We start from the raw sequence: 19,396 nt of genomic DNA, 5'->3' as shown, positions 1-19,396 counted from the left end.
GCAAGTTCCTCTCGTTGAAGGAACTCCATGGTCGGATCGCAGCTTCTACCCGCTCAAGACCAATACCTGTCGCGCCATCTCAGAACGAGGCGCCCCTCCCGCGAAGCGGGTTCGTGCATGAGGCGCAAAGCTGACGTCGCAGCTGACATGCTCTCGCTGTGGTGCCGTCCCACCCCCGCTCTCGCCACTCCACCCCCTACCCCACCTCCGCAAACAGCCAATCCCTGAAAGCCTTCACCTTCCTCTGCCTAATCGCCTCCGGCGGGTACACCACGTAAAAACTCGAAACCGCCTTCAGCGCGTGATCGAAGGGGCGCACCAGCCGCCCCGTCGCGAGGTCGGCTGAGACGAGCATGGTGCGACCCAGCACCACGCCTTCGCCCTGCACGGCGGACTCGACCGCGAAGGTGGCGGAATCGAACGTCAGCCCGCTGTTGGGGTCGACGCCTTCGACGCCGGCGCTGGCCAGCCACGCCGCCCAGTCGATGCGGTAGCCGTCGCGGATCAGCGTGTGGTGTTTGAGATCCGCAGGCGTGCGCAGCGGATGCGGCCCTTCGAGCAGCCGCGGGCTGCAGACCGGAAACACCTCCTCGCCGGTGAGGAATTCCGACGTCAGCCCGGGATAGTGGCCGCCGCCGTAGCGGATGGCGATGTCGATGCCGTCGCCGAGGAAATTGGTGAGCTTGCCTGATGTCGACACCCTGACATCGATGTCGCCATGCGCGCGGTGAAAACGATAGAGCCGGGGCACCAGCCATTTGCCGGCAAAACCGTCCGAAGTGCTGACGTTCAGGCTCGTGTTGGAATGGCGCGATGTCGCGGCCTGCGTCGCCACCGTCAGCTGGTCGAGCATCTCGCGCACGGCCCGCGCATAGGGTTCGCCGACCGGGGTGAGGCGCACCGAGCGCGTCGCGCGCTCGAACAGCTGCACACCGAGCTGCTCCTCGAGATGTTTTACCGCCCGGCTGATGGCGCCATGGGTGAGGTTGAGCTCGTCCGCCGCCCTGGAGAAATTCAGGTACCGGGCCGCGGCCTCGAAGGCCGGCAATGCGTTGAGCGGAGGCAGTTTGCGGGGCATGTGTGAGCGCCGGGCATTTGTGAGTGTTGGTAACAAATACTTGCCAAATTTTGGTTTGTCCATCTGGCTTTTCCCAGTCACAAATCCTCACAAGATTTGTGATCAAACCTCACCGCAGGAGGAAGACATGGCATCGCTCAACGGACAAAAAATCGTCATCGTCGGTGGCAGTTCCGGCATAGGTCTCGGTGTGGCGAAGGCCGCGTTGGAAGACGGCGCCGAGGTGGTGATCGTCGGCCGCTCAGCTGGCAGGCTTAAAGCTGCTGAAAAGGCGCTTGGCGGCCGGGCAACGAGCATCGCCGCCGACATGACCAGCGAAGCGGAGATCGCCCGCCTGTTCGACGAAGTCGGCGCGTTCGATCACCTCGTCTCCACCGCCGGCACGCCGCCGCCGAACTATCCCATCGGCGACGCCGACATGGATTTCGTGCGCTCCTTTGTCGACAACAAGCTGATCGGCGCGGTGATGCTGGCCAAGCACGCGGTGCGCGGCTTGAAGAAGGGCGGCTCGATGATTTTCACCTCGGGCATCAACAAGGACCGGCCGCCGGTGCCCGGCGGCTCGGTGGTCTCGGCGATCGCCGGCTCATTCAGCTATTTCGCCCGCGCGCTGGCGCAGGAACTGGCGCCGACCCGCGTCAACATCGTCTCGCCCGGCTGGGTCGACACGCCGATGTGGGATGAACTCGTCGGCGAGGCCAAGGCCGGATACTTCGCCGCCATGGCCGGGCGGGTGCCGGCAGGCAAGGTCGCGGCAGCGGCTGACGTCGCGCCGGCCTATCTCTACCTCATGGGCAACGACTTCATGACCGGCGAGACGATCCACATCGATGGCGGGCAAAGGTTGGTTTGAAGGAGCAAGGACGAGGGCAATCGCAAAGGGCGTTCCCCCACTCCGTCTCGGCTTCGCCGAGCCACCTCTACCCCCACATTCGTGGGGGAGAGGAAATGCCAATCGCCGAGGTCGCGGCCTTGAAAGGCTTGGGTTGCCTCTCCCCCTGTACATGGGGGTAGAGGTGGCTCGGCGAAGCCGAGACGGAGTGGGGGCCGGCGCTGACTTATGCGATTGCTGTCGGGCAGACCAAAAAGTGCCAGCCTCACGGATACTTCCCCGGCTTTGGTGCGTAGATTTGCGGATCGAAATCCAGATCCTTCGGCAGCGGCAGGCTCGAACACTGCAGATGCACCTGGCGGGCAAGCAGCCTTCGCTGCTGCTGCTGGTGTTCCTTGGCTGCCGCGACGAGGCCCATGCTGTAGGGCCCAAGCAGCACGCCGAAGCCCCATCCCGGCTGCCCCTTCTCGCGTGCATCGTAGTTCATGGCATCCGTGCGGGCCTGCTGGCATTCCGGCGTCGCCCATTTCGGATCCTGCGGCGACAGCGAGGCGCCGTACTGGACCGGAGAACTCACGCATCCTGCCACTGTCGCGGTCAACGCGACGACCACTGCAATCCTCATCCGCAAGCCCCTCCTAATTTAGGGCGGCGACTACAGGATGATTCGAGCCGCAAAAAGGCAGCTTCGGCGTGCGGATTTCGCACAGCCGCTCAGCCCAAAAGGTTGCGCGCCGTGCGCATGAAGATTTTCGAGCCGATCGGGATCAGGTCGTCGGGAAAATCATAGTCCGGATTGTGCAGCGAAGGGGTGCGCTCGCCGGCGCCGAGGAAGAACATCGCCGACTTGGCCTTGTGGCCGAAAATGCCGAAATCTTCCGAAGCGCGCATCGGCAGGGCCTCCTCGCTGCGCGCGACACCTTCCTCGTCCAGCGCGCGGTTGAGATGCTCCACCGCATCCGGCGCATTGACGCTGGCGACGAAGATTTCGTGGTAGTCGCAGCGGACGGACAGGCGGTGCTCGACCGCGATCCTGGCGGCAAGCACTTCAGCGGCAGCGACCAGCTCCGCCATGCGCTCGTCGCGCCTTGTGCGCAGCGTCGCCCACACCTCGGCATGACCGGGCGCGATGCCGAACACGGCCTCGCCCATCGTCGCATGGGTGACGGTCACCATGCTGAAATCGTCATCGGCAAAGGTGCCGCGCCCGAGCGCCGGCAGCGCCGGCATCAGTTGGCTGATCGCCAGCATCGGCGACACCCCGGTTTCCGGCATGGACGAATGCGCGGTCTTGCCCTCCAGCACGATGCGGATGCCGCGCGAGGCGCAGTTGACCACGCCGGGTTTCAGCCGCACCTCGCCAAACGGCACGCCCGGCAGATTGTGCAGCGAGAAGGCGAAATCCGGCGCGATCTCGGCAAAGCGCGGATCGGCGACGACGCCGGCAGCACCATTGCCGGTCTCCTCCGCCGGCTGGAACATCAAGACGACACGGCCCCGCGCCGGCCGTTCGCGCCCGAGCTGGCGACCGAGTGCAGCGAGGATCGCGGTGTGGCCGTCATGACCGCACATATGCGACTTTCCCGGCACCTGCGAGGCATGGTCGACGCCCGAAAGCTCCTCGATCGGCAGCGCATCGAGCTCGGAGCGGAACAGCACCGTTGGCCCTGCCTGGCCGCTGTCATAGACCGCCGCGACACCATGGCCGCCGAGGCCGGTCAGCACCTTGTCCGGACCGGTATCGGCGAGGAAGGCGACGACTTCCCTGGCCGTCTTTTCCTCTTCGTTCGAGATTTCCGGCTGCTGGTGCAGCTTACGCCGCCATGCCGTCAGCTCGATGATATCGCGATTGGTCAGGGTCATGATTGGCCTCCGCTTGGCTTGCCGGTCACACAAACACGATAGGGTTTTTCTCGCGCCGTGCCATGCCGATCAATTCCGCTAGTCCATCCGTATGTCATCGTTGCGCTGTGGTCATCAATCTCATCTCCGACATCCTGCGGCCGCTCCTGACGAGTATGACGCGCACGCCTGTGCCAAACCGTAGATATCAGCGACAATAGCCAAATCCAGCCGAGGAGCGGTTCCGGAACAACAATGGCCAGGCGGTTTGCGTTTCTCTTGGTTCGCGACTTCACGCTATCGCCGCTGTCGCTGTTCATCGACACGCTGCGGCTCGCCGGCGATGAGGGCGACCGCAGCCGCAGGATCGAGTTCGACTGGGAGATCGTCGGCGAACGCGGCCTGCCGATCCGGGCGAGTTGCGGCGTCGAACTGCTGCCGACCAAGGCGATGGGCAATCCGGAGGAGTTCGACAATGTCGTCGTGGTCGGCGGCCTGCTCGACACCAACCGCAGCCTGAGCTCCGAAAAAGAGGCCTTCCTGTTGCGTGCCGCCGAAAAGGGCGTGCCGCTGACGGCACTCTGCACCGGCAGCTTCGTGCTCGCGCGCTACGGCCTGCTCGACGGCTACAGCGCCGCTGTGAGTTGGTTCCACATCAAGGATTTCCGCAACCAGTTCCCTGACGTGAACGCCCATGCCGACAGCCTGTTTTCCGTCGACCGCGGCCGTTCGACCTGCGCCGGCGGCACCGGTGCGGCCGACCTTGCCGGCCATTTCGTCTCGCAGTTCATCGGCCGCAAGGCGGCGGAAAAAGCCGCCAAGATCCTGGTGCTCGACCGCATCCGCTCGAGCCGCGACGTGCAGCCCGTCGGCGACCTCTTTCCCGCGGCGTCGAGCCGCGCCGTGAAGCGGGCCCTGCTGCTGATGGAAAGCAATCTCCAGGAGACGCTGTCGGTCACCGAGATCGCGAGCCGGCTGAATTTGTCGCGGCGCCAGCTCGAGCGGCTGTTCGGCGCCGAGCTCGGCATCGGCCCGATGGCGGCCTATCTTGCGCTGCGCGTGCATCAAGCGAAGTCGCTGCTGGAAGGGAGCGACTTGGCAATCGGCGACATCGCCTACCGCTGCGGCTTTCCCAATGCCGGCCATTTCAGCCGCGTCTTCCGCCAGCAGACCGGCATCACGCCGACCCATCTCAGGCATCCGGGCCGAATGCCGGGCGGGGCGCCCTCGCCTACCGCTCCGTGAACGCCCGCGCGAACGAATCCAGCATCGGCCGCGCCAGATATTCGAAGAAGGTCCGGTCGCCGGTGCTGATAAACGCCTCGACCGGCGTTCCCGGGTAAAGCTGCCCGGCCTTCACCCCCTGCGGCAGCGTGTCGGTGATCTTCAGCCTGGCGCGGAAATAGGCCTCGTGCGTGGTTTCATCGATCAGCCGGTCGGCGGAGATTTGGGTCACCGTCGCCGGGACCTCGGGCGTGAGGCGCGCGTTGAGGGCCGACAGTCTGAGTTTCGCCGGCTGGCCGACGCGAACCAGATCCACGTCCTTCGGCCGCAGCTTCGCGTCGACGATGAGGCCTGACGCGGTGGGCAGGATCTCCATGATCTTCTGCCCCGGCGCAATCACGCTGCCCTTGGAATTATAGGTCGACGACACCACGATACCGGCTGCCGGCGCCTTGATCGTCGTGCGCCCCAGCACCGCCTCGGCCGCCGTGATCTGTTCGCTGATGTCGGCCAGCTTGGTGCGGACCTCGTCGAGCTTGGTCAGCGCCTCCTCGACACGTTGCGTGGTCGCGCGCTCGACCTGCGCCTGGGCTTCGACGATCTGTGTCTTGGTCGCCGCAAGGTCCGCCTCCAGCGCACCGGCCTGGCCGACCAGATCGGCCTCGCTGCGCAGAAGCTGCGAATATTCGCTGCGGTTGGTGAGGCCCTTGTCGAGCAGGCTGGCCTTGATGCCGAGCTCCTTCTTCACGATGTCGGCCTGTTGCTGGATGGCCAGTTTCTGCGCGTCCAGGCCCAGTGCCGACTCGTGATGCATGGCTACGCGCTGCGCCAGGATCGACTGCTCGGACCGGAACCGGGCGAGCCTTGCGTCGAACTCCTTTTGTTGTTCGCGCACCAAATTGTCGAAATCGCTCTGGAACGGCGCGGGGGCCGCATCGGTGATTGGCGCCAGCCTGTCCGATCCGTCGCGCTCCGCTTCCAGCCGCGCGGCACTTGCCCTCAGCGCGATCGACTGTCTGGTCAGCCGGTTGAGGTCGGCCTCGGCCGCCGTGCGGTCGAGGAGGACCAGCGGCTCGCTTTGTTGCACGCGGTCGCCCTCATGCACCAGCAACTGCTCGATGATGCCGCCTTCGGGGTGCTGGATGAGGATGTTGCCGCCGGTCGCCGAGATCGTGCCGGACGTGATCACCGCGCCGGAGAGCGGAGCGCTCGCCGCCCAATAGCCGAAGCAGCCGGCGAAAAGCGCTATGGCCGCGTAGCCAACAACGGCCGTGCGCCGGAAGTCGGTGCGCGGTCGGCTTTCGAAGGCAAGGCTCTGCTGCATCATTGTCTATGATCCGAAGCGGACGCTGTGCGGGCGCGCGGTCGGCACGAACGAGCCCGTCACCACCGCGTTCCCGGCGACACCCTTGCCGGTCGCCGATTGCCGCAGCACCTCGCTCGCGGGGCCGAAGGCTTCGATCGCGCCGTTGCGCAGCACCATCACGCGGTCGCAGGCCGCCGCGATCGACGGGCGATGCGTGATCACCAGCACCGTGACGCCGGCGCCGCGCGCGGCCGACAGCATCACCTCGAGCGCCGTTTCGCCAGCGCCGTCGAGATGGGCGTTGGGCTCGTCCAATATCAGCATGCGTGGATTGCCGTAGAAGGCGCGCGCCAGCCCGATCCGCTGGCGCTCGCCGCCCGACAGCACGGTATGCGACGGGCCGATCATGGTCTGATAGCCATCGCGCAGCGTAAGCACCAGTCCATGTGCCTCGGCATGCCTGGCCGCTTCGACGATCGCTGCGTCATCGGCAGCGGAGTCGAAGCGGGCGACGTTTTGCGCGATCGATCCGGGGAAAAGCTCCACCTCCTGCGGGAGATAGCCGATATGCCTTCCAAGCTGGGTTTCGTCCCAGCTCCTCAGGTCGGCGCCGTCGATCCTGACCGCACCGCCGGTCGGCTGCAGTGCCCCGACAAGCAGTTTCGCCAGCGTCGATTTGCCGGCGCCGCTCGGGCCGACGATCGCCACCGCTTCGCCGGCGCCGATGGCAAAATTCAGCCGCTTGAGGATGGGCTCCGTGCCAAAAGCCGCATTCGGCGCGATGAAGAAAAGATCCTGTACCGAAATCGCACCGGACGGATCGGGCAGAGCAAGCTTGCGCGCTTGCGCCGGTCGCGCCGCAAGCGCGGCGTCCAGCCGCTTCCAGCATCGCCTGGCGTCGACGATCTGCCGCCAGGATCCGATCAATTGGTCGAGCGGCTGCAGCGCGCGCGACGACACCAGCGAGGACGCGAAGATCATGCCGGCGGTCATCTGCCCTTGCAGCACCAGCCACGCGCCGGCGCCGAGGATCGCCAGCTGCAGCATCATGCGCAGCGACCGCGATGTCGCGCTGAAGATCGCGTTGGCGCTTCCGGAACGGTCGTGCAGGGTCAGCGCTTCGGCCACGTGCTGTCCCCAGACCGCAGCCGCATTTTGCACCATGCCCATGGCGCGCAATGTGTCCGTGTTGCGGGCAAAGGCCTGCTCCGCCTGGCTGGCCACGGCAGAGCGTTCCGCCGACATGGCATCGTTCCTGCCGATGGCAGACTGGTTGGCCACGACGAGAAGAAACAGAAGCACGGCGCCGGCGAGCGTCAGCCAGAACAGGACGGGATGGATGAAATAGAGCAAGGCGAGGAAGACGGGAGCAAACGGCAGGTCGAACAGCACCGCCACGCCGCGCGACCTGATGAAGGCGCAGGCCGTGGCAAGGTCGTTCAGCGGCGACAGCGCACTGCCGGCATATCTGGCGCCAAGCGAGGCGGCGAATGTCCGCGCGCCCAGTTTCTGGTCGACGGCAGCCGCAATACGCTGCGCGTAAATGGCGCGGACCGCATCCAGCAGGCCGAGGAAGGCGAGTGCGACGACCGCCATGGCCGAGAGATAAATCAGCGTCTCGACGCTGGAGGATGGCAGCACCCGGTCATAGACCTGCAGCAGATAGAGCGGAATTACCAGAAGCAGGATGTTGATCAGCAACGAGAAGACGCCAATATCGGCGATGGCGCGCAGGAAGACCGGGCGCAGGCCGTGCCGGATGGCCGCATCCCTGAGCGGCGCGCGGTCCCGCGACATCTAGACCGCGTGCTCGCCTGTTGCGCTCAGATGGCTCTGCTGCAAATCGTTCAGCGTATAGGCGTGGATATAGTCGATCTTCATCTGCGCGGGCGTGGCCAGATGGTCGGGCGGCGCGCCGGCTTGACCGCCGATCGCAAGGTCGACCAGCATATACATGGGCTTGTTCATATCGGACGGCGTCGCCGCTTCCGCGACCTGGACGCCATCATAGGTCCAGACCAGCTTGTCCGGCGCCCACAAAAGGCCATAGGTGTGGAAGCCGGCGGTGTCCGAGACATTCACCGTCGCCCCGACCGTGGTGTGCTGCCCCGTCTCATTCGTGTGCGCGGTCATCAGAAGCTGGTTCGGGTTCTGGCCGTACATTTCCACGACGTCCAGCTCCGGCGGCCATGAGCCGTCTTCCGGCAACAGCCAGAAAGCCGGCCAGGCCCCGGTGTTTTCGGGCAGGTCGGCCCGCATTTCGAAATAGCCATAGGTCTGCGAGAAGGAGTCGTGTGTGGTCAGGAGCCCGGAGGTGTATTCGTAGTTGTTGATCAGCGGCTTGATGTCCGCCGGCGTCTGCGCCGCGGTGATGGTGAGAACGCCGCTTGCCACACTGAACGGATGAACCGAGCTCGTTGGCGCGTAATTGGCGTCGATATACCACTGCAGCTCGTTGTTCTGGGTCAACGTGCTGCCGTTCGGCGCGCCCCACCAGAAGTTGGTGTCCCACGTGCCGCCTTGGCTATTGTTAAGGCTCAGCGTGTTGAAGTCGTCGGAGAACGACAGCGTCATGCCGGACTTGTCGACCGGCAGCTCGAACTGGCCGGGCTGCAGCTTGTCGATGGTGGTGTTGTTGAACACCAGCACCTCGTCGGATCCGAGGGTCAGCGCAACGTTCGCTCCCGCCTGCGTCATATGCGCCTTGACGGCGTCGAACGACATGAAGTCGTAGCCATTGAGGCGAATGGTGTCGTCCGCGCCGAAATCGGTGATCAGGTCGCTGCCGTGGCCCTTGGTGATGATGAAAGTGTCAGCGCCGCCACCGCCGATCAGCACGTCGTTACCCAGGCCGCCGTCGAACGTCTGGCTGCTGGTGCCGCCCTTGATGATGTTGTCGAGCGAATTTCCGAACGCGTAGTGATTGGCGCCGGTGACGACGAGGTTCTCGAAATTGTCGGGGAGCTTGTAGCTCATCCAGGTGTCGATCGTGTCGATACCCTCGCCGGGCAGCTCGACCGCTTTGTTGATCGTCGAATAGAGGTGGTAATAATCGTCGCCCGCGCCGCCATACATGGTGACCTTGACGCTGGTGTCGCCCCAGAAGGAATCGTTGCCCGAGGTGCCGTAGAGCTGCGGCCCGGCCCCGGTCGCCGAAAACCAGTGGGTGGAAGCCCCGGTGTAGGGAAGCGGAATGCCTTTGGCGTTGAGGACGGTGCTCATTCGGACACTCCTTGCGCGTGCTGCCTTGGTCGCTCGACAACCTTCGAGCGATCACTTCGGATCAAGGTTTAGGTTAATCCCTGGCTCCAGGGAATCATCCTATAGTACACGAAGAAGATCGTCACTCGTTAATTAATATATCAAGTTGAGTATAATAAGCAAATCCTAATACAATTTAAGGGTGAGACTTGGTAAATTTTAATAAATATTGTAAAAATTTGTGCAAAAAGATTAGGCAGATTGTCGATGATGCATGCAATTCGTCGCGCCGCGGCCGCACGCCCGAAGCGGCGGCTCGAAATCGCAGGACGGAAGGAAGCAGGCAAAGGGCCCAAAAAATTTGACAGGCTGTGTCGGACCGGGTGAAGTCCACCCGTCCTTGAGGCATCGATCAACGAAACCACAAAGGATACCGAAGACATGCCAAGCACCGTACGTTTGCACCGCGTTCTGACGACCAGCCCGGAGAAGGTCTACCGTGCCTTTACTGAAGCCGATGCACTGGCGAAATGGCTTCCGCCGAACGGCTTCACCTGCACGGTGCACAGCTTAGAGGCGAAAATCGGCGGCACCTTCAAAATGTCGTTTCGCAACTTCACCACGGGCGGCAGCCACGCCTTCGGCGGCGAGTACCTTGAGCTCGTTCCCGGCGAACGCCTGCGCTACACCGACAGGTTCGACGATCCCAACCTGCCCGGCGAGATCGTGGTGACCGTGACCTTGAAGAAAGTGTCGGTCGGTACGGAACTCGATATCACGCAGGCGGGCATTCCGGACGCCATTCCGGCCGAGGCGTGCTATCTCGGCTGGCAGGAGTCGCTGCGCAACCTGGCAAAGCTCGTCGAACCCGAGATCAATCAGTAGAGCACCCACCCCATCGCAATCGGCGGCGGCGCGGCCCAGCCCGCGTCGCGACAATGCCAAGCCGAGTGCTCACCGCCTCACGGCCCGCTGCAGATCGGCAGCGGCTGCGCCGGCGGTGGTGGGTTGTCCTTGCTGTATTGCGCGATGATCGGCTCGAGGCGCTGGCGCGGCCAGAATTTCGGCTTGCCGATCTCCTTCAGACAGGACGCGTTCCAGTAGGTGCCGGCTTTGCCAACGGCGGCTATGTCGCGCGATTCGGGATAGATGTAGAGCGTCGTCGGATTGCCCTTCACCATCGAAATGATCTGCTCCGCATCGGCCGGCGACCAGCTGGTGCAGCCATTGCTGCGGCCGCCGGCGTAATCCACCAGCTTGCCGTAGGGCACAAAGCCGTCATGGTCGGCGTAAGAGCTGTTCGGCTTCTTGCGCAGGCACATGCCGCGCAACAGCCGCGCCGCGTGGCCGCCGATCACACGCTGCCTGGCATTCGCCGTCTCACCCTCGCCGTCGAACTGGATAAAGGTGCGTTGCAGAATCTGATCCTGCTTCGCGCCGACGCGATAGAAACCCTTGAATGACGTCTTTGCCTCGCTGGTCATATAGGCGCCGCCCATCGTCAAGGACGAGTCCAGGGCATTGCCGAAGTTTTTCGCGCAGCGCTTCCCGTTGGAAAAATCGACGACGCCCTTCAGATTGCGGCCGCCGCCATGCCCCGACGAAATCGCCCGAAACGTCTGCTTGGCTTCGCAGATGACGTAGTAGCGTCGCCCCAGCACGCCGCCGCCGAGATCGCCGGGACGCGTGGCGTCCATGGCGAAATAGCAGCCATTGTGGACCGCGCCCTGCGACACCTTCTTCTGATAAAGCGCCCGCGCCCGTTCCAGCACCACTTGAGAGATTTCGCCGTCGCCATCGCCGACATGGGCCTGCAACCAATCCGGTATACCGGAGGGCGCGGCAAACGTCCGGGCCGACACCGTGATCGCAATGACGGCGACCGCAAGGATGCCGAGGACAAAGACAGCCAGAGATTTCAACCGCACCGGACAACCCTCCCGCCCCAACCGTTCTGCGATTCTCAGAAACCATCATAATTCGCCGCGCACCGATCAGCGAAACACATCTTGTTCAGAACCGCCTACATAAGCGATGAGGCCAGGCTGCCCAAAGCGCCCGCAATCACAGCGCCAAACTGCCCTGCTCCGCCTCCGCGGCATTAGGATCGCCCGGCGCCGTTGCCCAGGCGAGTTCGACCAGCGTCACCGTGCGCCGGCCGGTGCCGTCGAGCTGGCAGACGATGAGACCCTGCTCCTCGATATAGGTGAGCAGGCGCCTGGCGCGGCGCAGCGAATGCGAACCGTAGGCGCGCGCGATCGCCGCGTCGCTCGGGCACGGCCAGCCCTCCTTGGCGGCGCGCGCAATCATCATGAACACGCCTTGCATGTCCTCGGGCAGCAGCGAGGCGCGGACGGAAACATCCTGCCAGGCGTCATCGCCTGCCATATCAGCGCCGAGCCCGGCGCGGGCGCGTGTCAGCATGCGGCGGAATTCGGAGAGGTCCGGCACCACCGAAGCGAGGCCCTCGATGCGGCAGCGGACCACAAATTCTTGGTACAGCACGCCGATGACGCGAAAACCCGCGTCGGGCTGCGCCAGGATGGCGCGCAGGACACGGTCCACCCGCTCTCGCCGCTCGGCCAGATCCTCGGCGCTCACCGCCGGTTCCGCCGGTTCGGGGCGGATTTCCAGCGCTGCAGACTTGGCCGCCATCAGCTGGTCGAGCAGGTCCGGCGATGCCACCCGGCGCGGTGCGCGCATCGTCTCGGGTGGCGGCGCCGCCAGGATGATCGCACGGGCGTCCTCAAGCGCTGCCTCCGGCATCGCCATCAGCCGTGGCGTTCCGTTGCGCGGGCTCGTCTCGGTCTGGCCGATGCGCACGCCGAGCGGACGGCGCGACAGGGCCGGCCCGAGCGCCATGAAGTGTCCCCTCTCCAGGTCACGGAACGCCTCGGCTTGCCGCCGCTCCATGCCCAGAAGATCGGCGGCGCGCGCCATGTCGATGTCGAGAAAGGTGCGGCCCATGAGGAAATTTGAGGCTTCCGCCGCGACATTCTTGGCAAGCTTGGCCAGCCGCTGGGTGGCGATGATGCCGGCAAGGCCGCGCTTGCGGCCCCGGCACATCAGATTGGTCATGGCGCCGAGCGAGAGTTTGCGCGCTTCGTCGGACACCTCGCCGGCCACCGCGGGCGCAAACAATTGCGCCTCATCGACCACCACCAGCATCGGGTACCAGTGCTCGCGCGCAACTTCGAAGAGGCCGCCGAGAAAGGCGGCGGCGCGACGCATCTGGTTCTCGGCGTCGAGCCCTTCGAGATTGAGCACGGTGGAGACGCGGTGGATGCGCGCCCGCTCGCCGGCCGCCTGCAGCCCCCGCTCTGTATGCTCCTCGGCATCGATCACCAGATGGCCGTAATGGTCGCCCAGCGAGACGAAATCGCCTTCGGGATCAATGATGGTCTGCTGTACCCAGGGCGCGCTCTGCTCCAAGAGCCGGCGCAAAAGATGCGATTTGCCGGAGCCAGAATTGCCCTGCACTAGAAGGCGCGTCGCCAGCAGCTCCTCAAGGTCGAGCGCCGCCGGCGCACCCGCCGTCGTCTGTCCCATCTCGATGGCTACGGTCATGTCACGACTCTCCTTGAGGAGAGGGCTTATCAACCTGACCGCAAGCCGTCGAGCGCGCCGAGGCAACAGGCCCTGTGTTCCACACCTATGCTGCCAAAGCGCCACACTTGGCCGGCCTGGTCGGTTGAAAAGCTGGCTAGACCGGCTTCACCGGCGGCAAAAGCGGCGCATCCAGCCCGTCAAAGGGATCGCGCCAGGCGTCGATGGCCTCGAGCCGGCGATACCAACTGAGGACCGATGGATAATCATCCAACGGCAGGCCCGCGACATCGTTGAAAGGCAAGAACGTCGCCATGCGAAAATCGGCGTAGGAAAGTGAGCTGCCGACCAGCCACTGCCGTTGGGACAGCTCGGCCTCGAGAATCCCTGCCGCCCTGCGGAACCCGTCCGTTCCCTCCTCGACCTTGCCCTGGTCGATCGGGCCAATCCCGTAGCGCTGCTTGGTGCCGCGCTCGAAATGCACGGTGTCGCAGGCCCGGACGAAATTCTCCTTGCCCCAGCTCAGCCAGCGGATCATGTCGGGTTGGTCGTCGCCATTGCGCCAGAAATCCGAACCCGCCTCGCGCGACAGCAGGCAGGCTATGGCGTCGGCTTCCCAGAGGCTACCGCCCGGCCATGCCAATGTCGGCAGGGTTAGATTAGGATTGAGCGGTCGGAACCGCTCCGCCTGCCCCGGCGCCATGGGTGCCGCGAACTCAAACTCGACCTTGACTCTGAGATGACGCGCCGTTGCAACCGCGAGGCGCGGATTGGGATTGCGGCTGAAGTACAGTTTCATGTTCGGGCTGGTTCCTAGACGCTGGTGGCTCGACCTTATCAAACACGCAAACGTGCCCGCTCGGCAATCTGGTCGGACCACGATTCCGCTGGCGGAAATCACCGTTCGGCGTATCATTCCTGCGGGAGAGGGTTCTTGGCAGGAGGAAGCCAATGAACGTTGCAGCAAGCGTACCTGTCATCGATCTGACAGCTCAAAATCTTGTTTCCTCTGCGCTTTCCAAATTCCGCGCCGGCGATACCGTCTCGACCAGGGCGGCGCTCGACGCCATCCGCCGCATGAATCCGGCCTGTGTCGACAGCGACGACGATCTGGTCGAACTGATCGTGATGGCGGCAATTGGTAAGACCATGGCGGTCGTGTTCGACCACCGCAAGCAGTGACGCTGGAACGAAACGTGCATTGCGCCGTTTCTGACGTCTTCAAGTTCGAGCAATTCCAGGAAAAGTGTGAGCGGTTTTGCCGGGAAAAGCGCGTAGCGCTTTCCCTTGGGAATTGCGTCAAAACAAAGAGTTGAGTTCCAGGAGTAGCGTCAATGCGCGATGAACAATTCGACGTTCCCGTGACCATCGAAAGCGAAGGCAGCGGCCTGACCGTTACCGGAACGGTCCAGGCAGCCTCCCTGTTGGCCGACGGATGGCCGGACGAAGAGCGTGGGCCAAAATGCCGCTCCGCGTTGAAAGCGATGATGGATGCGATGGAGCAGCGCCGGGCGGTTGGCACGGCGCGCCGCGCCTTCACCGCCGCAGCCCGGGAAGCGAACGTGTTCGTCCGCGAAGGCCGGCATTAGCTCCGGGAATAGTCCGGAAAACCCTGCAATACTGCAGCGCGCCTCAGCTTCCGAGGGGATGCGGCATGTAGCCGACGAAGCCGGCAATCTTCCAGCGCCCCGCCACCTTCCGGCAGAAATACAGCGTCTGCCACTTCAGCCGATCGACGCTGCCGTCGGCCTTGGTCACCGAACCGTTGAACTTCTTGTGCAGCACGGCGCGGTCACCATCGACATCGATGTCGCGCATATTGGTGATGCGAAACAGGGCTTCGCGCAGCGGCTCGGCGAACTTGGTCGCCGCTGTCTCCTTGGCCTGGCGCAACCACTCGTCGCGATAGACGGCAAGGCTCGGGAATTGCAGCCGCCAGGCGTCGGCATCATTGAGGAAATGGGCGTGCATGCCGAAGAAACTGTCGGCGATGAAATCATCCTCGACCATCGACCAGTCCTGGCCGATGAAGGCGTCGATGTCGCGCCGCACCAGCATTTCCCACAGCGCATGACGATCGGCATCGCCTTCCGGAAACGGGTTCTTGTCGAAGGTCATCTAAAATCTCCTGCCGGGAAAATGCGATGCGCAAGATGCTGGCCGTCCCCCGATAAAGCAACACGCATCTGGAAAAATCTTGCTTTCCCAAAAGCCCCCTATGAGGATCGTGGGGAGAGGCGTAGAGCGGTCGGCTGAAACGCAACCGCAGGCGTGATCCGCCAGGTCAGAACAGGAGTTTTCCCTTGTCCAAGCAGTGTTTTGGAACATCGCATGTGCCGCTGTCGCCAGCGGTGCGCGCTGGCGATTTCGTCTATATCTCTGGTCAGGTGCCGGTCGACGCTGACCGCATCGTGGTCAAGGGCGGCATTACCGAGCAGACCGAGCAGGTGCTGCAGAATGTCAAGGCAGCACTTGCCCTGGCCGGCTGCACCATGGACGATGTCGTCAAGACCACGGTCTGGCTCGAGGACGCGCGCGATTTCGGCGCCTTCAACACCGTCTACGCCAAACATTTTCCCAGCAACCCGCCGGCCCGCACCACGGTCGAATCGCGGCTGATGATCGACATCAAGATCGAGGTCGAAGCCGTCGCCTACCGGCCGGTTTGATCAGTAGATAAATACCAGCGGAGGCGCCGATGCAGTTCGATCTCCTGATCAAGGGCGGCCGCCTGATCGATCCGGCCTCCGGCCTGGAGGCCGTGCGCGATGTAGCCATCGCCAATGGCCGCGTCGCGGCCATAGAGGCCGCCATCGATGCCGAGCACGCCACGCAGGTCGTCGACGCCCGGGACTGCATCGTCACGCCCGGCCTCATCGATCTGCACAGCCATGTCTATTGGGGCGGCACCTCGCTTGGCGTCGATGCCGACCGCCTGGCGGCCAAGAGCGGCACCACCACCTTCATCGACGCCGGCAGCGCGGGTGCGGGCAATTTCCTCGGCTTTCGCCGCCATGTCATCGAGCGCTCGAAGGTGCGCATCCTGGCCTATGTCAACATCTCCTTTGCCGGCATATTCGGCTTTTCGCAGACGGTCTCGGTCGGCGAATGCAGCGATCTGAGGCTCTGCGAGCCGCGCGAGACGGTGGCGGCGGTGCGCGAGCACGCCGATGTCGTCGTCGGCGTAAAAGTGCGCTCCGGCAAGCATGCCGGCGGCACCAGCGGCATTGCGCCGGTGGACCTCGCGCTCGAAGCCGCCGACCAGGCCGGCCTGCCGCTGATGGCGCATATAGACGAGCCGCCGCCCGGCCGCTCCGAAGTGCTGCCGCGCCTGCGCAAGGGCGATATCCTCACCCACTGTTTCCGGCCGTTCCCCAACGCGCCGGTCTTCGCCTCCGGCGCCGTGCGGCCGGACATGTATCTGGCACGCGAACGCGGCGTTATCTTCGACATCGGCCACGGCATGGGCTCGTTCGACTTCGAGGTGGCCAAAGCCATGCTGGCCGAAGGCCTGGCGCCCGACGTCATCTCGAGCGACGTGCATCTCTACTGTGTCGACGGTCCAGCTTTCGATATCCTGGTCTGCATGTCGAAGCTGATGGCGCTCGGCATGCCGCTGGTCGAAGTCCTGCGCGCCGCCACGCAGCGCCCTGCCGAGGCGATCGCCAGGCCGGAGCTCGGCACGCTGAAAGTGGGCGGCGTCGGCGATGTCTCGGTGCTCAGGCTGCGCCCCGGCCGCTTCACCTTTGTCGATGCCGTCGGCGCAGCACTGATCGCCGATCAGCGGCTCACCTCCGACGGCATCGTCATTGGTGGTGTCTGGTATCCAAACGAGGCCGGCGATTGCAACGAGACCGAGAGATTCGAGCCGCACGCACCGCATACGCATGTCGAGGTTGCGGCACGGCATTTCGGGCGTGGGTAGTCTCCCCCCTTGAGGGGGAGATGGCCGGCAGGCCAGAGGGGGTCGGTTCGACCGGACGCGACCTGCTTGTGGCGGATGAAGGTCAGCGCTCCACGCGCGGCGACCCCCTCTGTCGCCTTCGGCGACATCTCCCCCTCAAGGGGGGAGATCAGCAGCGCCCGCATTACTCACCGCCCCATAAACTGGCGTTTCAATCCCCTCCATCCGCGCCTTGATCTGCAGCGCCACATATTTCGAATAGAACCGCGACAGCGCCAGGTTGCCGCCGTGGAACCATAGCGCCTCCTGCGCCGTCGGCTTCCACATGTTGCGCAACTCGCCCTGCCACGGGCCGGGATCGCCCTTGACGCCGGAGCCGAGGCCCCAGCATGGCCCGACCTTGTCGGCGACCTCGCGCGAGACGATCGCCGCCACCGTCTCGTTCATCGACTGATAGCCGGTGCACGAGATGATCGCATCGACCGCCAACTCGCTGCCGCCGTCGAAGGCAATGCCGGTCGGCGTCAGCGATTTGATGCCGACGCCGCTTTTCACCTTGATCTCGCCATTGATGATCAACTCGCAAGCGCCGACATCGATGTAGTAGCCGGAGCCGGTGCGGTAGGCCTTCATCAACAGCCCGGTCTCGTCGTCGCCGAAATCGATGGCGAAGCCTGAAGCGCGCAGCCGATCGTAGAACGCCGCGTCGCGTTCCTTGATCACCTCGTAGAGGTCCCGCTGGCCCTTGGGCACCAGCGCGAACGGCGTCGAGGCGACGATCATGTCGGCCTTGTCGGTGGTGATGCCGCGCGCCAGGGCCTTCTCGGAAAAGATTTCGAAACCGACTTCCATCAGCGTGTCGGACTTCACCACAGTCGTCGGAGAACGTTGGATCATGGTGACGTCGGCGCCGCTCTCCCAGAGGTCGACGCTGACGTCATGGCCGGAGCTTGCCGCGCCGATGACCGCAACCTTTTTGCCACGGAATTTCTCGCCGCTGGAATACTGGCTGGAATGCAGCAACTCGCCCTTGAAAGTCTCGGCGCCGGGCAGCGCGATCTGCCGCGGCGGGCCGTAAGCGCCGGTGGCAAAGACGATGTGCTTCGGCTTCAGCGTGATGTGTCGGCCGACACGGTCGACCACCACCGTCCACACCTTCTCGGCCTCGTCGTAACCGGCGCTGACGCATCTGGTGGCGACCCAGTAGTTGAGCTCCATCACCCTGGTATACATTTCCAGCCAGTCGCCCATCTTGTCCTTGGGTGTGAACACCGGCCAGTTCTCGGGGAACGGAATGTAGGGCAGATGGTCGTACCAGACCGGATCGTGCAGCACGAGCGAGCGGTAGCGGTTGCGCCAGGAATCGCCGGGACGCGCATTCTTCTCGATGATGATCGTGGGCACGCCGAGCTGCCTCAGCCGCGCGCCGAGCATGATGCCGCCCTGGCCGCCGCCGATGACCAGGCAATAGGGCTGCTCGGTGGCGCCGAGGTCGCGCGTCTCGCGCGCCCGCGCCTCCGCCCAGGTCTCGCGCTCAGGATCAGCCTTGTGGCGAATGCCGAGCGGCCGCGCCGGACCCTTTTGTTCCTCAAACCCCTTGAGCTCGCGCATCGCCGTGAACAAGGTCCGGCAGCGGCCATCCCTGAGGCGGAGGATGCCTTCGCCACGCGCGACAGTCGTTTCGAAGGTGAACCAGGCCTCGACGGTGCCCTCGTCCGAACTCGCCTCACCAGACAAGGTCCAGTGTGAGGGCTTCGCTGTCGCCAGCGTCGCTTGCAGCATGTCGCGGATGGCGTCGCGGCCTTCCATGGTTGTAATGTTCCAGGTGAAGGTCAGAAGATCGCGCCAGTAGCAGTCGTCGACGAACAGGTTGGCGGCGGCCTCGATGTCGTCCGCTTCCAGCACCCGCGCAAGGGCGGAAAGCCATGTCGCCGCCTGTTTCGATGGGGCCATGTCGAGCATCTTTTCTTCCCTTGTTTTGCGCTCTCATTGTTTCGAAAGACGGCGCCGCCGCAAGGGGGGCCGCGATATCAAGACATCGGTTTTTGAGCGACCCGGAATCGAGCCTGCTGGCGCGAAATCTTTATAGGAATCTTATATCTTTCCTCCGCGGCCCGTCTCGAACCTTTATGGCGATCGGGTCCATATTCCATTCCGAGCAAAACGCTCCGACCGTCGTGACCGATCGAGGTACGGCGGGTCGTTCTCATGGAATTTCTGGCTCGCCAGCAGCCGGCGCCAAATACAAGCAGAAGCAAGGACCAACACAATGGACATTGTCGTCATCGGGATCGACGTTTTGTTTTTCGCTCTTTCCCTCGCCTACATCAAAGCCTGCGACGCTCTTTAAGCGGAAGGATCACACCATACTTGTCGATTACATCCTCGGTGGCGGCGTGACCTTGTTCCTGCTCGTCTACCTGACATACGCCCTCGTCCGTCCAGAACACTTCTGACGCAAGG

General features: G+C 64.0%; 19 protein-coding genes. 8 read left to right on the top strand and 11 right to left on the bottom strand.

Annotation, left to right across the window (positions count from 1 at the left end):
* Positions 1-196 precede the first annotated feature (196 nt).
* Positions 197-1,078 (bottom strand): transcriptional regulator GcvA, encoded by an 882-nt coding sequence (locus tag JQK88_RS24815; protein WP_192259105.1) that lies wholly within the window; start codon positions 1,076-1,078, stop codon positions 197-199.
* A 127-nt stretch (positions 1,079-1,205) separates the two neighbouring features.
* Between JQK88_RS24815 and JQK88_RS24810 the strand changes: the two genes are divergently transcribed.
* The gene (locus tag JQK88_RS24810; protein WP_192259106.1) at positions 1,206-1,931 is read left to right on the top strand and encodes an SDR family oxidoreductase; all 726 of its coding nucleotides are present in this window, start codon (positions 1,206-1,208) and stop codon (positions 1,929-1,931) included.
* Between the two features lie 244 nt (positions 1,932-2,175).
* Here the strand turns inward: JQK88_RS24810 and JQK88_RS24805 are convergent, their stop codons facing one another.
* Positions 2,176-2,535: a protein kinase family protein gene (locus JQK88_RS24805; protein ID WP_192259107.1), complete on the bottom strand. Its 360-nt coding sequence runs from the start codon at positions 2,533-2,535 to the stop codon at positions 2,176-2,178.
* A gap of 89 nt (positions 2,536-2,624) precedes the next feature.
* A complete protein-coding gene (locus JQK88_RS24800) occupies positions 2,625-3,773 on the bottom strand; it encodes an amidohydrolase (RefSeq protein WP_192259108.1) in 1,149 nt (382 codons plus the stop codon).
* Positions 3,774-4,007: 234 nt separating this feature from the next.
* Between JQK88_RS24800 and JQK88_RS24795 the strand changes: the two genes are divergently transcribed.
* Positions 4,008-4,997, top strand: coding sequence for a GlxA family transcriptional regulator (locus JQK88_RS24795; RefSeq protein WP_192259109.1), 990 nt, complete (start codon positions 4,008-4,010; stop codon positions 4,995-4,997).
* On the opposite strand, the gene JQK88_RS24790 is transcribed toward JQK88_RS24795, so the two are convergent.
* The 3 genes from JQK88_RS24790 to eglC are packed head-to-tail and all read right to left on the bottom strand — an operon-like array spanning position 4,984 to position 9,504.
* Complete coding sequence (locus JQK88_RS24790) at positions 4,984-6,303, bottom strand: HlyD family type I secretion periplasmic adaptor subunit (RefSeq protein ID WP_192259110.1); 1,320 nt, start codon at positions 6,301-6,303, stop codon at positions 4,984-4,986. The genes JQK88_RS24795 and JQK88_RS24790 overlap by 14 nt on opposite strands.
* Before the next feature lie 3 nt (positions 6,304-6,306).
* Positions 6,307-8,079 carry a type I secretion system permease/ATPase gene (locus tag JQK88_RS24785; RefSeq protein ID WP_203279718.1) on the bottom strand — a complete coding sequence of 591 codons (1,773 nt, stop codon included), beginning with the start codon at positions 8,077-8,079 and terminating at the stop codon, positions 6,307-6,309.
* On the bottom strand, positions 8,080-9,504 hold the full coding sequence (gene eglC, locus JQK88_RS24780) for an endo-1,3-1,4-beta-glycanase EglC (RefSeq protein ID WP_192259111.1): 1,425 nt from the start codon (positions 9,502-9,504) through the stop codon (positions 8,080-8,082).
* Between the two features lie 420 nt (positions 9,505-9,924).
* Between eglC and JQK88_RS24775 the strand changes: the two genes are divergently transcribed.
* Positions 9,925-10,368: an SRPBCC family protein gene (locus tag JQK88_RS24775; protein ID WP_192259112.1), complete on the top strand. Its 444-nt coding sequence runs from the start codon at positions 9,925-9,927 to the stop codon at positions 10,366-10,368.
* 77 nt (positions 10,369-10,445) lie between these two features.
* Here JQK88_RS24775 and JQK88_RS24770 read toward each other — a convergent pair whose 3' ends face one another.
* From JQK88_RS24770 to JQK88_RS24760, 3 genes are all read right to left on the bottom strand, one after another.
* Positions 10,446-11,411 (bottom strand): hypothetical protein, encoded by a 966-nt coding sequence (locus JQK88_RS24770; RefSeq protein ID WP_192259113.1) that lies wholly within the window; start codon positions 11,409-11,411, stop codon positions 10,446-10,448.
* 136 nt (positions 11,412-11,547) lie between these two features.
* Positions 11,548-13,050, bottom strand: coding sequence for a helicase HerA domain-containing protein (locus tag JQK88_RS24765; RefSeq protein WP_192259114.1), 1,503 nt, complete (start codon positions 13,048-13,050; stop codon positions 11,548-11,550).
* Between the two features lie 136 nt (positions 13,051-13,186).
* Positions 13,187-13,828 carry a glutathione S-transferase family protein gene (locus tag JQK88_RS24760; protein ID WP_192259251.1) on the bottom strand — a complete coding sequence of 214 codons (642 nt, stop codon included), beginning with the start codon at positions 13,826-13,828 and terminating at the stop codon, positions 13,187-13,189.
* A 152-nt stretch (positions 13,829-13,980) separates the two neighbouring features.
* Here JQK88_RS24760 and JQK88_RS24755 point away from each other — a divergent pair, with 152 nt between their 5' ends.
* Both JQK88_RS24755 and JQK88_RS24750 read left to right on the top strand, forming a co-directional pair.
* A complete protein-coding gene (locus JQK88_RS24755; protein WP_192259115.1) occupies positions 13,981-14,211 on the top strand; it encodes a hypothetical protein in 231 nt (76 codons plus the stop codon).
* A 152-nt stretch (positions 14,212-14,363) separates the two neighbouring features.
* Positions 14,364-14,618, top strand: a complete 255-nt coding sequence (locus tag JQK88_RS24750; RefSeq protein WP_203279717.1) for a DUF982 domain-containing protein — start codon at positions 14,364-14,366, stop codon at positions 14,616-14,618.
* Between the two features lie 43 nt (positions 14,619-14,661).
* Here the strand turns inward: JQK88_RS24750 and JQK88_RS24745 are convergent, their stop codons facing one another.
* Positions 14,662-15,147, bottom strand: coding sequence for a hypothetical protein (locus tag JQK88_RS24745; protein WP_203279716.1), 486 nt, complete (start codon positions 15,145-15,147; stop codon positions 14,662-14,664).
* Positions 15,148-15,332: 185 nt separating this feature from the next.
* Here JQK88_RS24745 and JQK88_RS24740 point away from each other — a divergent pair, with 185 nt between their 5' ends.
* On the top strand, positions 15,333-15,698 hold the full coding sequence (locus JQK88_RS24740; protein ID WP_192259118.1) for a RidA family protein: 366 nt from the start codon (positions 15,333-15,335) through the stop codon (positions 15,696-15,698).
* A 29-nt stretch (positions 15,699-15,727) separates the two neighbouring features.
* Positions 15,728-16,954 (top strand): amidohydrolase/deacetylase family metallohydrolase, encoded by a 1,227-nt coding sequence (locus JQK88_RS24735; RefSeq protein WP_192259119.1) that lies wholly within the window; start codon positions 15,728-15,730, stop codon positions 16,952-16,954.
* Between the two features lie 135 nt (positions 16,955-17,089).
* Here the strand turns inward: JQK88_RS24735 and JQK88_RS24730 are convergent, their stop codons facing one another.
* Positions 17,090-18,895: an NAD(P)/FAD-dependent oxidoreductase gene (locus JQK88_RS24730; protein WP_192259120.1), complete on the bottom strand. Its 1,806-nt coding sequence runs from the start codon at positions 18,893-18,895 to the stop codon at positions 17,090-17,092.
* 83 nt (positions 18,896-18,978) lie between these two features.
* Between JQK88_RS24730 and JQK88_RS36430 the strand changes: the two genes are divergently transcribed.
* Positions 18,979-19,389 carry a potassium-transporting ATPase subunit F gene (locus JQK88_RS36430; RefSeq protein ID WP_246750021.1) on the top strand — a complete coding sequence of 137 codons (411 nt, stop codon included), beginning with the start codon at positions 18,979-18,981 and terminating at the stop codon, positions 19,387-19,389.
* The last annotated feature ends 7 nt before the right edge of the window (positions 19,390-19,396 follow it).

It is taken from the genome of Mesorhizobium caraganae (genome assembly GCF_016836705.1).
In the GTDB taxonomy this organism is placed as follows: Bacteria; Pseudomonadota; Alphaproteobacteria; order Rhizobiales; family Rhizobiaceae; genus Mesorhizobium; species Mesorhizobium caraganae.
Note: the sequence above shows the minus strand (reverse complement) of the source record. Positions and strands in the feature narration are given on the sequence as shown.

Bases quoted from the DNA above. Each gene is read 5' to 3' on its own strand.
- JQK88_RS24815 (WP_192259105.1), bottom strand. From the start codon at position 1,078: ATGCCCCGCAAACTGCCTCCGCTCAACGCATTGCCGGCCTTCGAGGCC.
- JQK88_RS24810 (WP_192259106.1), top strand. From the start codon at position 1,206: ATGGCATCGCTCAACGGACAAAAAATCGTCATCGTCGGTGGCAGTTCC.
- JQK88_RS24805 (WP_192259107.1), bottom strand. From the start codon at position 2,535: ATGAGGATTGCAGTGGTCGTCGCGTTGACCGCGACAGTGGCAGGATGC.
- JQK88_RS24800 (WP_192259108.1), bottom strand. From the start codon at position 3,773: ATGACCCTGACCAATCGCGATATCATCGAGCTGACGGCATGGCGGCGT.
- JQK88_RS24795 (WP_192259109.1), top strand. From the start codon at position 4,008: ATGGCCAGGCGGTTTGCGTTTCTCTTGGTTCGCGACTTCACGCTATCG.
- JQK88_RS24790 (WP_192259110.1), bottom strand. From the start codon at position 6,303: ATGATGCAGCAGAGCCTTGCCTTCGAAAGCCGACCGCGCACCGACTTC.
- JQK88_RS24785 (WP_203279718.1), bottom strand. From the start codon at position 8,079: ATGTCGCGGGACCGCGCGCCGCTCAGGGATGCGGCCATCCGGCACGGC.
- eglC (WP_192259111.1), bottom strand. From the start codon at position 9,504: ATGAGCACCGTCCTCAACGCCAAAGGCATTCCGCTTCCCTACACCGGG.
- JQK88_RS24775 (WP_192259112.1), top strand. From the start codon at position 9,925: ATGCCAAGCACCGTACGTTTGCACCGCGTTCTGACGACCAGCCCGGAG.
- JQK88_RS24765 (WP_192259114.1), bottom strand. From the start codon at position 13,050: ATGACCGTAGCCATCGAGATGGGACAGACGACGGCGGGTGCGCCGGCG.
- JQK88_RS24760 (WP_192259251.1), bottom strand. From the start codon at position 13,828: ATGAAACTGTACTTCAGCCGCAATCCCAATCCGCGCCTCGCGGTTGCA.
- JQK88_RS24755 (WP_192259115.1), top strand. From the start codon at position 13,981: ATGAACGTTGCAGCAAGCGTACCTGTCATCGATCTGACAGCTCAAAAT.
- JQK88_RS24750 (WP_203279717.1), top strand. From the start codon at position 14,364: ATGCGCGATGAACAATTCGACGTTCCCGTGACCATCGAAAGCGAAGGC.
- JQK88_RS24745 (WP_203279716.1), bottom strand. From the start codon at position 15,147: ATGACCTTCGACAAGAACCCGTTTCCGGAAGGCGATGCCGATCGTCAT.
- JQK88_RS24735 (WP_192259119.1), top strand. From the start codon at position 15,728: ATGCAGTTCGATCTCCTGATCAAGGGCGGCCGCCTGATCGATCCGGCC.
- JQK88_RS24730 (WP_192259120.1), bottom strand. From the start codon at position 18,895: ATGCTCGACATGGCCCCATCGAAACAGGCGGCGACATGGCTTTCCGCC.